We start from the raw sequence: 13,234 nt of genomic DNA, 5'->3' as shown, positions 1-13,234 counted from the left end.
AATTTTTGGAGGTCGCCATGACCAAGCCATGGCTTTCCGCACTGGTACTCGCCGTGATGGCCACAGGCGCCTACGCCCAGGATGGGCGTTACGCCAATGCCAATGCCGATGACAACACCCACTACGGCTGGGCCGACGTGCTGCGGGCCGACCCGGTGCAAGGCGTTACCCGCACCGAAGTGCCACGGCAGGAATGCTACGAGCAGCCGGTGGTGCGTCGCGAGGGTGGCAACAGCACGGCCGGTACGGTGCTGGGTGCCGTGATCGGCGGCGTGCTGGGCAACACCGTGGGCAAGGGTGACGGGCGCAAGGCCGCCACCGTCGTTGGTGCCGTGGCTGGCGGCGCGGTGGGCAACCGGGTGTCCAGCCGTGGCAGCGAATACGAGAGCACCCAGACCGACTGCCGCCAGGTCAACTCGGTCAGCGAGCAGCGCCGGATCATCGGCTACGACGTGGAATACCGCTACCGCGGCGAGGTCTACACCTCGCGCCTGAGCTACGACCCGGGCGAGCGCCTGCGCGTACGCGTCAGGGTCGACCCGGCCGACTGAGGACGCCCTCGCCGCTCAGCAGTGCCGCCCACCGGTGGACGGCACTGTCGTTTCCGGATCTGATTTTTTTGTTGCATGGCAGCGAAATTGCCGCCATCATGTGCACTCGTCACCTGGAATCTGCATGTCTTCAGCCGTCTATACCGCCACCGTACTGACCAGCGCCCGCGCGGCTGCTGGCATGACGTCGCGTGCGCGCCGACCGCTGGATGGATATTCGGCCGGGTAGGCAGTCGCACGCGTTTCTTGTGCATCGACGAAAAACCCGGCCATCGCGCCGGGTTTTTTGTTGGTTTTTCACGCGGGTACATCCACTAAATTCCGGCATCCATGGCCGGATCCAGTCAAAGAAGAGCAAGGGCCTGACTCCATGACCATTCGCCACTTCATCACCACCCAGGATTACAGCCGCGCCGAGATCGACGCACTGCTGGAGCAGGCCGCCGCGTTCAAGCGCTCACCGCGCGGCCAGCAACTGGCTGGCAAATCCATCGCGCTGCTGTTCTTCAATCCGTCGATGCGCACCCGTACCAGCTTCGAGCTGGGCGCGTTCCACCTCGGCGGGCATGCGATCGTGCTGTCGCCGGGCAAGGACGCGTGGCCGATCGAGTTCGAGGTCGGCAGCGTGATGGACGGCGACACCGAGGAGCACATCGCCGAGGTGGCGCGGGTGCTTTCGCGCTACGTCGACCTGATCGCGGTGCGCGCGTTCCCGAAGTTCCAGGACTGGGCGGTGGACCGGCAGGACAAGGTGATCAAGGCCTTCGCGCAGTACGCCACGGTGCCGGTGATCAACATGGAGACGATCACCCACCCCTGCCAGGAGCTGGCCCACGCGCTGGCGCTGAAGGAGCACCTGGGTGACCTCACGAAGAAGAAATACGTGCTGACCTGGACCTATCATCCGAAGCCGCTGAACACCGCGGTGGCGAATTCCGCGTTGCTGATCGCCACCAAGATGGGCATGGACGTGACCCTGCTGTGCCCCACGCCGGACTACGTGCTGGACGAGCGCTACATGCAGTTCGGCTACCAGAACGCGAAGGAGAACGGCGGCTCGCTGAAGGTCAGCCACAACATCGAGGAAGCCTACGCCGGAGCCGACGTGGTCTACGCCAAGAGCTGGGGTGCGCTGCCGTTCTTCGGCAAGTGGGAGCAGGAGAAGCCCGTGCGCGAAGCCAGCAAGCATTTCATCGTCGACGAGGCGAAGATGGCGCTGACCAACCATGGCCTGTTCAGCCACTGCCTGCCACTGCGCCGCAACGTCAAGGCCACCGACGCGGTGATGGACGCGCCGTACTGCATCGCCGTCGACGAGGCAGAGAACCGCCTGCACGTGCAGAAGGCGGTGATGGCGTCGCTGATCGGGCAGGGCTGAGCCAGCCATGTACACGCCAAGGCATTTCGAGGAAACCCGGATTGATGCCCTGCATGGGCTGATGCATGACTATCCGTTCGCCACTGTGGTGGCGAATGCGGCGGGCGGCCTTGTTGCCAATCACCTGCCGTTCGAGTTGGTCGATGGCGCGCTGCATGGCCATGTCGCGCGCGGCAACGAACTGGCACGGATGGATGGTGCCGGGGTGCTCCTGATTTTCCAGGGGCCGGACGGTTACATCAGCCCGAACTGGTACCCAAGCAAGCACGAGACCGGGCGCGAGGTGCCGACCTGGAACTACGCGGTGGTGCATGTGCATGGCCGCCTGCGGGTGGTCGACGACGCGGCCTGGCTGCGTCGCCTGCTGGAAACCTTGACCGATCACCATGAGGCCGGCCAGCCGCAGCCGTGGAAGATCACCGATGCGCCGGACGACCATATCGAGAAGTCGCTGCGCGCGATCGTCGGCCTCGAAGTCGCGATCGAGCGCGTCGAGGGCAAGTTCAAGCTGAGCCAGAACCATCCCGCGCGCAACCGTGCCGGCGTGATCGCCGGCCTGCGCGAGCGCGACGGCGATGGCGACGCGGAACTTGCCACACTGATGTCCAGCCAGCAGGAGTCGGCACCGTGAACCATCAGCATCGTTATCGCGTCGACGTGGAGTGGACCGGCAACCTCGGCACGGGCACGGACGGCTATCGCAACTACAGCCGCGACCATGTGATCCGCATCGCGGGGAAAGCCGAGCTGGCCGGCTCGTCCGATCCGTCGTTCCGCGGCGACGCCACCCGGCACAATCCGGAGGACATGCTGGTGACCGCGCTGTCGACCTGTCACATGTTGTCCTACCTGCACATGGCCACCGTAGCCGGCGTGGTGGTGACGGCCTACACCGACGCCGCCGAAGGCACGATGGTCGCCGAAGGCGATGGCGGCCGCTTCGCCGAAGTGGTGCTGCACCCGGTGGTGACGATCAGCGCCGCCAGCGATCCGGCCAGGGCCGAGGCGGCGCACGAAACCGCGCACCACGCCTGCTTCATCGCCAATTCCGTAAATTTCCCGGTGCGCTGCGAGCCGCGCATCGTTGTCGAATCCGCCTGACCCAACTTCTTTCCAGGATCTGCAAGCCATGAGCAAAGACATCGTCCTCGCCTTCTCCGGCGGCCTCGACACCAGCTTCTGCGTGCCTTATCTGCAGGAGCGCGGCTGGGCCGTGCACACCGTGTTCGCCGACACCGGCGGTGTCGATGCCGAGGAGCGCGCCTTCATCGAGAACCGCGCGAAGGAACTGGGCGTGGCCAGCCATGTCACGGTCGACGGCGGCCCGGCGATCTGGGCGGGCTTCGTCAAGCCGTTCGTATGGGCCGGCGAAGGCTACCAGGGCCAGTACCCGTTGCTGGTGTCCGACCGCTACCTGATCGTCGAAGCCGCGCTGAAGCGCGCCGCCGAACTGGGCACGAAGGCGATCGCGCACGGCTGCACCGGCATGGGCAACGACCAGGTGCGCTTCGACCTGGCGGTGAAGGCGCTGGGCGACTACCAGATCGTGGCGCCGATCCGCGAGATCCAGAAGGAACACACGCAGACGCGCGCCTACGAGCAGAAGTACCTGGAGGACCGCGGCTTCGGCGTGCGCGCCAAGCAGCAGGCCTACACCATCAACGAGAACCTGCTCGGGCTGACCATGTCCGGCGGCGAGATCGACCAGTGGCAGGCGCCCGGCGCCGGCGCGGTGGGCTGGTGCAAGCCGCGCGCCGAATGGCCGTCCAAGCCGCTGCAGGTGAAGATCGGCTTCGTCAACGGCGAGGCGGTGACGCTGGACGGCGAAAAGATCGCCGGGCACACGATGCTGGCGAAGTTGAACGGCCTGTTCGCCGCCTATGGCGTGGGCCGCGGCCTCTACACCGGCGACACCACCATCGGACTGAAAGGCCGCATCATCTTCGAGGCGCCGGGCCTGACTGCGCTGCTCGCGGCGCATCGCGCGCTGGAAGAGGCGGTGCTCAGCAAGCAGCAGAACCGCTTCAAGCCGGAAGTGGCGCGCAAATGGGTGGAGCTGGTCTACGAAGGCTTCTTCCACGATCCGCTGAAGACCGACCTGGAAGCGTTCCTGGCCTCCAGCCAGTCCACCGTCAACGGCACGGTGACGCTGGAGACGAACGGCGGCAGCGTCGGCGCGGTGGCGGTGGAGTCCAAGCACATCCTCAACGCCAAGGGTGCCACCTACGCGCAGTCGGCCGACTGGGGCGTCGAGGAAGCCGAGGGCTTCATCAAGCTGTTCGGCATGAGCAGCACGCTGTGGGCCGAGGTCAACCGCGGATGAGCGCACTGCTCGATGCCACGTTGAAACACCTGGCGGCGCTGGTCGGTTTCGACACGCGCAACCCGCCGCGCGCGATCGACACCGGCGGCATCTTCGACTACCTGCGCGCGCAGCTGCCGGGTTTCACGGTGACGGTGACCGATTTCGGTGCCGGCGCGGTGGCGCTGCACGCCGTGCGCGGCGAACCGAAGTACCTGTTCAACGTGCATCTGGACACGGTGCCCGATTCGCCGGCCTGGACGGCCGATCCGCACACGCTGCGGATCACCGCCGATCGCGCGATCGGCCTGGGCGCCTGCGACATCAAGGGCGCGGCGGCCGCGCTGCTGGCAGTGGCGAAGGCCAGCGACGGCCCGCTGGCGCTGCTGTTCACGACCGACGAGGAGGCCAACGATGCGCGCTGCGTCGCCGGCTTCCTGCGCGCGCCGAAGCCCTATGAGGCGGTGATCGTGGCCGAGCCCACCCGGGGCGAGGCGGTGCTGGCGCATCGCGGCATCCAGTCGGTGCTGATGCGTTTTGCAGGGCGCGCCGGGCATGCGTCGGGCGAGCAGCAGCCCAGCGACAGCGCGCTGCACCAGGCCGTGCGCTGGGGCAACGCCGCGCTGGATTTCGTGGCGGCGCAGTCGCACGAACGTTTCGGCGGGCTCACCGGCCTGCGCTTCAACATCGGCCGCGTCGAGGGCGGCATCAAGGCGAACATGATCGCGCCCACGGCGGAAGTGCGCTTCGGCTTTCGCGCCTTGCCCACGATGAATCCGGATCACCTGCTGATCCGTTTGCGCAATCTGGTGGAACCGCAGCCGGTGGAGTTCGCCGAGACGTTTCGTGGCGCCTCGCTGCCGGCCGGCGATACCGCCAACGCGGAGGCGAACCGGCTGGTTGCGCGCGACCTCGCCGACGAGCTGGGCATCCCGGTCGGCAATGCGGTGGACTTCTGGACCGAGGCGGCGCTGTTCTCCGCCGCCGGCTACACCGCCTTCGTCTACGGCCCCGGCGACATCGCGCAGGCGCATAGCGCCGACGAGTGGGTCGCGCTGGAACAATTGCAGCATTACGCAGAAACGATATTCCGGATCATCAACAATGGACACGGCTAAGCACAACACCCGCAAGACCATCGTGCGCCTGCTTTCGAGCATGGGCAGCGCGAAGGAAATCCAGCAGTACCTGAAGCGCTTCTCCGAGGTGGACGCCAAGCGCTTCGCCGTGGTGAAGGTCGGTGGTGCCGTGCTGCGCGACGAGCTGGCCGACCTGGCCTCGTCGCTGACCTTCCTGCAGCAGGTGGGGTTGACCCCGATCGTGCTGCACGGCGCCGGCCCGCAACTCGACGAGGAGCTGGCTGCCGCCGGCATCGTGAAGCAGACGGTGGGCGGTCTGCGCGTGACCTCGCCGAAGGCGCTGGGCATCGTGCGGCGCGTATTCATGCAGCAGAACCTGAAGCTGGTCGAGGCGCTGCAGTCGATGGACACCCGCGCCACCGCGGTGCCGTCGGGCGTGTTCATGGCCAGCTACCTCGACCGCGAGACCCTGGGGCTGGTCGGCAAGGTGGAGAGCATCAACCTGGCGCCGATCGAGGCCAGCCTGCGCGCGAATTCGATCCCGGTGATCGCCAGCCTGGGCGAGACCGACGAGGGGCAGATCCTCAACGTCAACGCCGATATCGCCGCCAACGAACTGGTGCGCGCACTGCAACCGTACAAGATCGTGTTCCTCACCGGCACCGGCGGTCTGCTCGACGGCGAGGGCAAGGTGATCGACTCGATCAACCTCAGTACCGAGTTCGAGCACCTGATGGCGCAGCCGTGGATCAACGGCGGCATGCGCCTGAAGATCGAGCAGATCGCCGACCTGCTTTCCGACCTGCCGCTGACCTCGTCGGTGTCGATCACCCGGCCGTCCGAGCTGGCCAAGGAACTGTTCACCCACAAGGGTTCGGGCACTCTGGTGCGGCGTGGCGAGAAGGTGCTGCGCTTCGGCTCCTGGGAGGGCGTGGACCGCGAGCGCATGCGCGGGCTGATCGAATCCAGCTTCGGCCGCACCCTGGTGCCGGATTATTTCGAGCGCACGAAACCGTTCCGCATCTACGTCAGCGAGAACTACCGCGCCGCGATGATCCTCACCATGGAAGGCGGCCTGCCGTACCTGGACAAGTTCGCCGTGCTCGACGACGCGCAGGGCGAAGGCCTGGGCCGCGCGGTGTGGCAGGTGATGCGCGAGGAAAACCCGCAGTTGTTCTGGCGCTCGCGCCATGGCAACCAGGTCAACATTTTCTACTACGCCGAGTCGGACGGCTGCATCAAGCAGCCGCGCTGGAAAGTGTTCTGGTATGGCCTGGACGGCAACTTCGACACCATCGCCCGCTGCGTGGCGCATTGCGCGCAACGCCAGCCGACGCTGGTGGATTGAGCAAAACCAACTCCCTCCCCTGCGAAGCAGGGGAGGGTGGGGGAGGGGTCGCTTTTGATCTCGGTGGAAGATCAAAAGCCACCCCCTCCCGACCTCCCCCTGCTGTGCAGGGGGAGGAGCAAAAATATCGCAGGAGTGAATCGGTGACACACGACAAGAAGACCATCGGCATCGTCGGCGCACGCGGGCATACCGGCATGGAGCTGATCCGCCTGATCGCGGCACATCCTGCGCTGGAGCTGGCTTTCGTCTCCTCGCGTGAGCTGGATGGCCAGCGCGTGGCCGACCAGGTCGACGGCTTCGCCGGCGAACTGCACTACGAGAACCTCGATCCCGAGGCCGTGGCCGCCAAGCGCGCCGACGTAGTGATCCTGGCGCTGCCGAACGGCAAGGCGACGCCGTACGTGGCGACGATCGACGCGGTGAAGCCGGACACGCTGATCCTCGACCTTTCCGCCGACTACCGTTTCGATCCATCGTGGTACTACGGCCTGCCCGAACTCACCCGCGGGCAGTGGCGTGGTGGGAAAAGGATCAGCAACCCCGGCTGCTACGCCACCGCGATGCAGCTGTCGATCGCGCCGCTGAAGGACCTGTTGGCCGCACCGCCGGTGTGCTTCGGCGTCTCCGGCTACTCCGGCGCCGGCACCACGCCGTCGGACAAGAACGACCCGGACAAGCTGCGCGACAACCTGATGCCGTACGCGCTCACCGGCCACATGCACGAGAAGGAAGCCAGCTTCCGGCTCGGCATCCCGGTGGAATTCATGCCGCACGTGGCGCCACACTTTCGCGGGCTCACCGTCACCAGCAACCTCTACCTCGGTCGTCAGCTGAAGCGCGAGGAAGTGCTGCAGCGTTTCCGGCATGCCTACGGCAGCGAGAAGCTGGTGTCGGTGCTGGACGAGGCGCCGTGGGTCAGCCGCATCGCACACAAGCATCACACCGAGATCGGCGGCTTCGCGGTGTCGGCCGACGGCAAGCGCGTGGTGATCGTGGCCACCCTGGACAACCTGCTCAAGGGCGCCGCCACGCAAGCCATGCAGAACATCAACCGCGCGATCGGCGTGGACGAGTACACCGCCATCCCCTTGCCGCAGGAGCCCGCCAGCGGGCTCCTGCATGAAAGAACCAGGACACCACCATGACCCAACCCCTCTGGCAAAAATCCGGCATCCAGATCGACGCGAAGATCATGCGCTTCCTCGCCGGTGACGACGTGCTGCTGGACCGCGAGTTCTTCCTGCATGACATCACCGCCAGCAAGGCGCACGTGGAAGGGCTGGCCAACATCGGCGTGGTCGGCGCCGACGAAGCCGCCGCGTTGAAGCGCGAGCTGGATGCGCTGGCCGACGATTTCGCCAGCGGCGCGTTCGTGCTGGACGAGCACTTTGAGGACGGCCATTCGGCGATCGAGGCGCGGCTTACCGAGCGCCTCGGCGACGCCGGCCGCCGCGTGCACACCGGGCGCAGCCGCAACGACCAGATCCTGGTCGCCACCCGCTTGTGGCTGAAGGACAAGCTGGCTGCGCTGGAAGTGCATTGCCGCTCCATCGCCCACGTCTGCCTCGACCGCGCCGCGCAGCCGGCCGTGCCGCTGCCGGGCTACACCCACCTGCAGCGCGCGGTGGTGTCGTCCACAGCGATGTGGTTCGCCGGTTTCGCCGAGGGCTTCATCGACAACGCCTTGCGCGCCCGCCAGACGATGGCGCTGATCGACGCCAACCCGCTCGGCACGGCCGCCGGCTACGGCGTGAACCTGAAGCTGGACCGCGAACACACCACGCAGGCACTCGGCTTCGCACGCATGCAGCTCAGCCCGATCTACGCGCAGCTGTCGCGCGGCAAGTTCGAGATGGCCGTGCTGGAGGCGATCGGTGGCGCGCTGCTCGACCTGCGCCGGCTGGCCTGGGACCTGTCGCTGTTCACCACCGCCGAGTTCGACTTCGTCAAGCTGCCGGCCGAGTACACCACCGGCAGCTCGATCATGCCGAACAAGCGCAACCCCGACGTGATCGAACTGCTGCGCGCCAGCTATGCCAGCGTGGCCGCCGCGCGTACCGAGATCGAGCAGCTGCTGTCGCTGCCGTCCGGCTACCAGCGCGACCTGCAGTTCTCCAAGGGCTCGATCTTCCACGGCGTGCGCCACGGCCTGATGGCGCTGGAACTGGTGCCCGACCTGCTGGCGCGGTTCGGGTGGAACGAGGGCGCGATGCGCGCCGCGATCGAGCCGGCGATGTACGCCACCGACGTGGCGATCGAGCAGGCCGCCGCCGGCGTGCCGTTCCGCGACGCCTACCGCGCCGCGGCGGAAACCGCGGCGTCCGCGGGGCAGGGGCGCACGCCGGAAGGCAGCCTCGCCGCCCGCGTGTCGCCAGGCGCCGGCAACGACCTGCGGCTGGATGAACTGCACGCGCGATTGCGCGCACTCGACGACTGAAGCGGAGACACGGGCATGGCGGCGATCGACACCGGGAACACGCACACCGACCTGCCCGCACAGGCGCTGCCACCCTGGCGTCGCGCCGTGCTGAAAGTCGGCAGCAACCTGCTCGCCGCCGACGGCGGCGGCCTCACGCCGCGCTATGCCGAAACGCTGGCCGCCTTCATCGCCGCCAGCCATGCAGAGGGCCGCCAGGTCGTGCTGGTGTCTTCCGGCGCGGTGGCGGCGGGGCGCGCGCTGCTGCGCGAACATGCGCCAGCTGGCGGTGATCTTGCCGCGCGTCAGGCGCTGGCCGCGCTGGGCCAGGCGCCGATGATCGCGCTGTGGCAGTCGCTGTCCGCGCGGCCAGTGGCGCAGGTGCTGCTGACCCACGACGACCTGCGTAATCGCCGCCGCTATCTCAACGCACGCGCCACTCTGCGTGAGCTGCTGCAGCTCGGCGTGCTGCCGGTGGTCAACGAGAACGACACCGTCTCGGTGGACGAATTGAAACTCGGCGACAACGACAACCTCGCCGCCATCGTCGCCGCGCTGGTCGATGCTGACCTGCTGCTGATTGCCTCCGACGTCGATGCGCTGTACAGCGCCGATCCGCGGCACGATTCGACAGCGGTGCCGATCACGCACGTCGCCAAGCTGACGCCAGCGATTCTGGAGATGGCCGGCGACAGCAGTAGCACGATGGGTACCGGCGGCATGCGGACCAAGCTGCAGGCCGCGACCAAGGCGTTTGCCGCCGGTATTCCCACTGCCCTGTTCAGTGGTCGCGACACGGCGACGGTGCAGGCACTGGAGCAGGGCCGCCTGCGAGGCACCCTGGTCGATGCGTCCTCCAGTCGCATGCAGGCGCGCAAGTACTGGCTGCGGCATGTGCCTGCCGAACCGGGGCATATCCGCATCGATGCGGGGGCCGCGAAGGCGCTGGCCGGTGGTCGCGTTTCGCTGTTGCCGGGCGGAGTACTGGAAGCAAGTGGCGAATTTCGTCGTGGCGACCTGGTCGAGATCGTCGACACGGCCGGCAGCGTGATTGCACGTGGTCTCAGTCAGTACGGCGCGGACGAGATACGCCGGCTGGCCGGGCGGCACAGTCGCGAGATCGATGGCGTGCTCGGTTACAGCCATGGCGACGAGGTAGTGCATCGCGATGATCTCGCCACCATCGAATCGCCCGTCAATTCGTCCACGGAGATTTCCGCATGAGCGCCATTCGCCAGCAGGCGCTGGCCTGTCGCGATGCCGCGCTTGTCGTTGGCGCGTTGAGCAGCGATGCCAAGCGCGCACTCCTGCGTGACATGGCTGCAAGCCTGCAGGCACACGCCGATGCCGTACTCGCCGCCAACGCGATCGACATGCACCAGGCCGCGGCGAAAGGCGTGCAGGGCGCGATGCTCGACCGGCTGCGACTGGACGAGCCGCGCATCGCAGGGATCGCCGACGCGCTGCGCGAAGTGGCCGAGTTGCCCGATCCGGTCGGCGTGACGACCCGCCGCGAGACGCGCCCGAATGGCCTGTCGATCGAACGCGTGCGCATCCCGCTTGGCGTGATCGCGATGATCTACGAGGCGCGCCCCAACGTCACCGCCGACGCCGCGGCGCTGTGCCTGATGGCCGGCAATGCGGTGATCCTGCGCGGCGGCTCCGAGGCGATCCATTCCAACCTCGCCATCGCCGCCGCGCTGCACGCCGCGCTGCGCGCGCATGGCGTGCCCGAGGCCGCCGTCACCGTGCTCGACGACCTGAGCCGCGAGGCGATGGTCGAACTGCTGCAACTCGGCGACCTCATCGACCTGGCCATCCCGCGCGGCGGCGAAGGCTTGATCCGCTTCGTCACCGAACACGCACGCGTGCCGGTGATCAAGCACTACAAGGGCGTGTGCCACCTGTACGTGGACCGCGCCGCCGACCTCGATCTGGCGCTGGGCCTGCTGATCGACGGAAAGACCTCGCGCCCCGGCGTGTGCAACGCGCTGGAGACCCTGCTGGTGCATCGCGACGTGGCCGCTGCCTTCCTGCCCCGCGCGGCGCAGGCGCTGCGCGAACGCGGCGTCGAGCTGCGCGGCGACGAGCGCAGTCGCGCGCTGGTGCCCGCCATGCACGCGGCGACCGATGACGACTACGCCGCCGAATTCCTCGACCTGATCCTCGCCGTGCGCGTGGTCGATGACCTCGACGCAGCGATCGCCCATATCCGCTGCTACGGCTCCGACCACACCGAAGTCATCGCCACTGCCGACCAAGCCGCCGCGCAACGCTTCGTGCAGGCGATCCGCTCCGCCGTGGTGATGGTCAACGCCTCCTCTCGCTTCAGCGACGGTGGCGAACTCGGCCTCGGCGCCGAGATCGGCATCTCCACCACGCGCCTGCACGCCTATGGGCCGATGGGCGCCGAGGCGCTGACCATCGAGCGCTTCGTGGTGCGCGGGGAGGGGCAGGTGCGGCATCCGCAGAGCCGGGCGCAGGGTTGAATGTCCGCTTTGGGCTGCGGCTTGGCTGAACGCCTGCTGCCGCCAAATCCTGCAAACAAGCCAGAACGACTGTTTTTATCATCGCGAATTGTGGGCGATAAGACATAGCGCCGCGATTCATGAGATATACAACGCGGCAACGACGCAGCAGAACTGCTCTGCATCGGCAGCCATCGTCTTGAATCAACGTAAGTTCCACCGTCCTTGACGGCCGATGTTCGAAGGCTGAACATCGGGCGCATATACCCCGATCTGGGGTCTACTGAGGGTTAGATCTCACAGCCATGACTGCAGACGGGTTCGAACAGCACCGGGCAGAGCTTCGGGACATTTACGTTCAGTCCACGCCGCGCCAGCGCTTGGGCGTTGCGCTGCAGCGCATTAGCAACGCTGACCATGATCCAAACCTATTAGTCACGCGCGTTTCTGCGGTGGAAGCTTTAGCCAGATCGTTACTGGTACATCACCTAGCTTCAGTGCAGTCTGATTCGCTCAGTTTTTATGACCTTTTCCGCCAATCTGGCCCCACCGCGCTGGTGGAGGCTTACTTTCAGGTCAAATGCGCATCTACCCCGGAAATGGTTCTTGGGATTGGCGTCTGGGAGCTATTTGGCCACGCCGTCCACTATCGCAATCTGCTAGTCCACGAGTGCACATACCTTGGACAAGACAAAACACCCGCACTTCTTGATGCTTGCCGGGTAGTCTTGCGCAAACTTGCAGAGGTCTCCGGGCTACCTACCGGCGAAATCTAGCTGTTCGTTCAAGGCGGACGGCTTTGCCGCTGCTTAACTCCAGCGTTAGCCACTAGGGAGATAGCTGTGCCCGCCGATCCCGGTCTGAATGATGATTGCGTCGTATACCTTGATCTCGACTTCGTCTCCCGCAAGTATGAGGAGAAGTTCGGAACCGATCCGCAAGCGAAGATCACAAAGCAACGCGGCGGGAACGCAGGTATATCAGCCTATTTTGCAAACGCAGGCGTTTCGACACAGGAATCTCGGACGTACTCCATCACTTCCCGTCAGATGCTTCATGCGCTATGGAAGCAGCTGGAAGCTGATTATCCGAAGTTTGAAGGCTTCGAAAACTACAACGGGACGAAGCTGGTTTGGATGTCGGGCGACCTGACTCTGGGAGAATGGCGCAAAGCGGAAGCTCAAGAACCTGGGTATGAGTTCTTCCAGCTGAAGAAGGGCGAAGAAAGAACAGTCTTCTTGGCGAACGAGACCTACTTTTCCGCCGGCTTCGCGCGCATGCTCACGGCATCGGAGGTGCTGAAGGTGAACATCGGCATTCCTGTCGTCTGCTTGGCCCGCGTCATGTGGTACGCAGACCGAGCAAAGAATTTCGTCGCCTGCCCTTATGTCGTCATCGAGCGGAGTGAGGGCAGTCATGCGTAGCATCAAGTTTGAACTGCACGGCTGATCAGCCTTCATCGAAGCCCTCCTAGGGCGCTCGGTAGTTCAGTCTTTTTCTTGGTCTGGCGTTGAGCGCGTCGGCGGTCAGACTGCAGTCGAACAGGACGCGGCCGCGCTCGTGACCAGCGCTCACACGGATGAGCTGAAGAAGCTTTTCGCGCAGTTGCGCCATGCCGGCGCGGCGGAAGATCCGCAGCGCCATGCGCAGCGGCGCCAGTGCAGGAATCGGCGTGCTGGAGAGTCGCCG

The 13,234-nt window shown here is 66.0% G+C and carries 13 protein-coding genes; 12 read left to right on the top strand and 1 reads right to left on the bottom strand.

The window, feature by feature from the left end; all coding sequences use genetic code 11:
* Nucleotides 1-17 precede the first annotated feature (17 nt).
* From IMW82_RS05375 to IMW82_RS05320, 12 genes are all read left to right on the top strand, one after another.
* Entirely contained in the window at nt 18-551 is a 534-nt protein-coding gene (locus tag IMW82_RS05375) for a glycine zipper 2TM domain-containing protein (protein WP_108472642.1), read from the top strand.
* Nucleotides 552-921: 370 nt separating this feature from the next.
* Nucleotides 922-1,929, top strand: coding sequence for an N-acetylornithine carbamoyltransferase (locus IMW82_RS05370; protein WP_211004025.1), 1,008 nt, complete (start codon nt 922-924; stop codon nt 1,927-1,929).
* Nucleotides 1,930-1,936: 7 nt separating this feature from the next.
* Nucleotides 1,937-2,560 (top strand): FMN-binding negative transcriptional regulator, encoded by a 624-nt coding sequence (locus tag IMW82_RS05365; protein ID WP_211004024.1) that lies wholly within the window; start codon nt 1,937-1,939, stop codon nt 2,558-2,560.
* Nucleotides 2,557-3,030 (top strand): OsmC family protein, encoded by a 474-nt coding sequence (locus IMW82_RS05360; RefSeq protein WP_211004023.1) that lies wholly within the window; start codon nt 2,557-2,559, stop codon nt 3,028-3,030. Before IMW82_RS05365 ends, IMW82_RS05360 begins: the two co-directional genes overlap by 4 nt.
* Before the next feature lie 28 nt (nt 3,031-3,058).
* Complete coding sequence (locus IMW82_RS05355) at nt 3,059-4,252, top strand: argininosuccinate synthase (RefSeq protein ID WP_211004022.1); 1,194 nt, start codon at nt 3,059-3,061, stop codon at nt 4,250-4,252.
* On the top strand, nt 4,249-5,349 hold the full coding sequence (locus IMW82_RS05350) for an acetylornithine deacetylase (protein WP_211004021.1): 1,101 nt from the start codon (nt 4,249-4,251) through the stop codon (nt 5,347-5,349). Before IMW82_RS05355 ends, IMW82_RS05350 begins: the two co-directional genes overlap by 4 nt.
* Complete coding sequence (locus tag IMW82_RS05345) at nt 5,336-6,658, top strand: acetylglutamate kinase (protein ID WP_211004020.1); 1,323 nt, start codon at nt 5,336-5,338, stop codon at nt 6,656-6,658. The genes IMW82_RS05350 and IMW82_RS05345 overlap by 14 nt, the downstream gene beginning before the upstream one ends.
* A 143-nt stretch (nt 6,659-6,801) precedes the next feature.
* Nucleotides 6,802-7,806 carry an N-acetyl-gamma-glutamyl-phosphate reductase gene (argC, locus tag IMW82_RS05340; protein WP_211004019.1) on the top strand — a complete coding sequence of 335 codons (1,005 nt, stop codon included), beginning with the start codon at nt 6,802-6,804 and terminating at the stop codon, nt 7,804-7,806.
* Nucleotides 7,803-9,098 (top strand): argininosuccinate lyase, encoded by a 1,296-nt coding sequence (locus IMW82_RS05335; protein WP_211004018.1) that lies wholly within the window; start codon nt 7,803-7,805, stop codon nt 9,096-9,098. The genes argC and IMW82_RS05335 overlap by 4 nt, the downstream gene beginning before the upstream one ends.
* A gap of 15 nt (nt 9,099-9,113) precedes the next feature.
* A complete protein-coding gene (gene proB / locus IMW82_RS05330; RefSeq protein WP_211004017.1) occupies nt 9,114-10,301 on the top strand; it encodes a glutamate 5-kinase in 1,188 nt (395 codons plus the stop codon).
* Nucleotides 10,298-11,566, top strand: coding sequence for a glutamate-5-semialdehyde dehydrogenase (locus IMW82_RS05325; RefSeq protein WP_211004016.1), 1,269 nt, complete (start codon nt 10,298-10,300; stop codon nt 11,564-11,566). Before proB ends, IMW82_RS05325 begins: the two co-directional genes overlap by 4 nt.
* Nucleotides 11,567-12,387: 821 nt before the next feature.
* A complete protein-coding gene (locus IMW82_RS05320) occupies nt 12,388-12,969 on the top strand; it encodes a hypothetical protein (protein WP_199909866.1) in 582 nt (193 codons plus the stop codon).
* Between the two features lie 46 nt (nt 12,970-13,015).
* On the opposite strand, the gene IMW82_RS17955 is transcribed toward IMW82_RS05320, so the two are convergent.
* Nucleotides 13,016-13,189, bottom strand: coding sequence for a hypothetical protein (locus tag IMW82_RS17955; RefSeq protein ID WP_199909867.1), 174 nt, complete (start codon nt 13,187-13,189; stop codon nt 13,016-13,018).
* Between the last annotated feature and the right edge of the window lie 45 nt (nt 13,190-13,234).

This window comes from Rhodanobacter sp. B2A1Ga4 (assembly GCF_018101315.1).
In the GTDB taxonomy this organism is placed as follows: domain Bacteria; phylum Pseudomonadota; class Gammaproteobacteria; order Xanthomonadales; family Rhodanobacteraceae; genus Rhodanobacter; species Rhodanobacter thiooxydans_A.
Note: the sequence above shows the minus strand (reverse complement) of the source record. Positions and strands in the feature narration are given on the sequence as shown.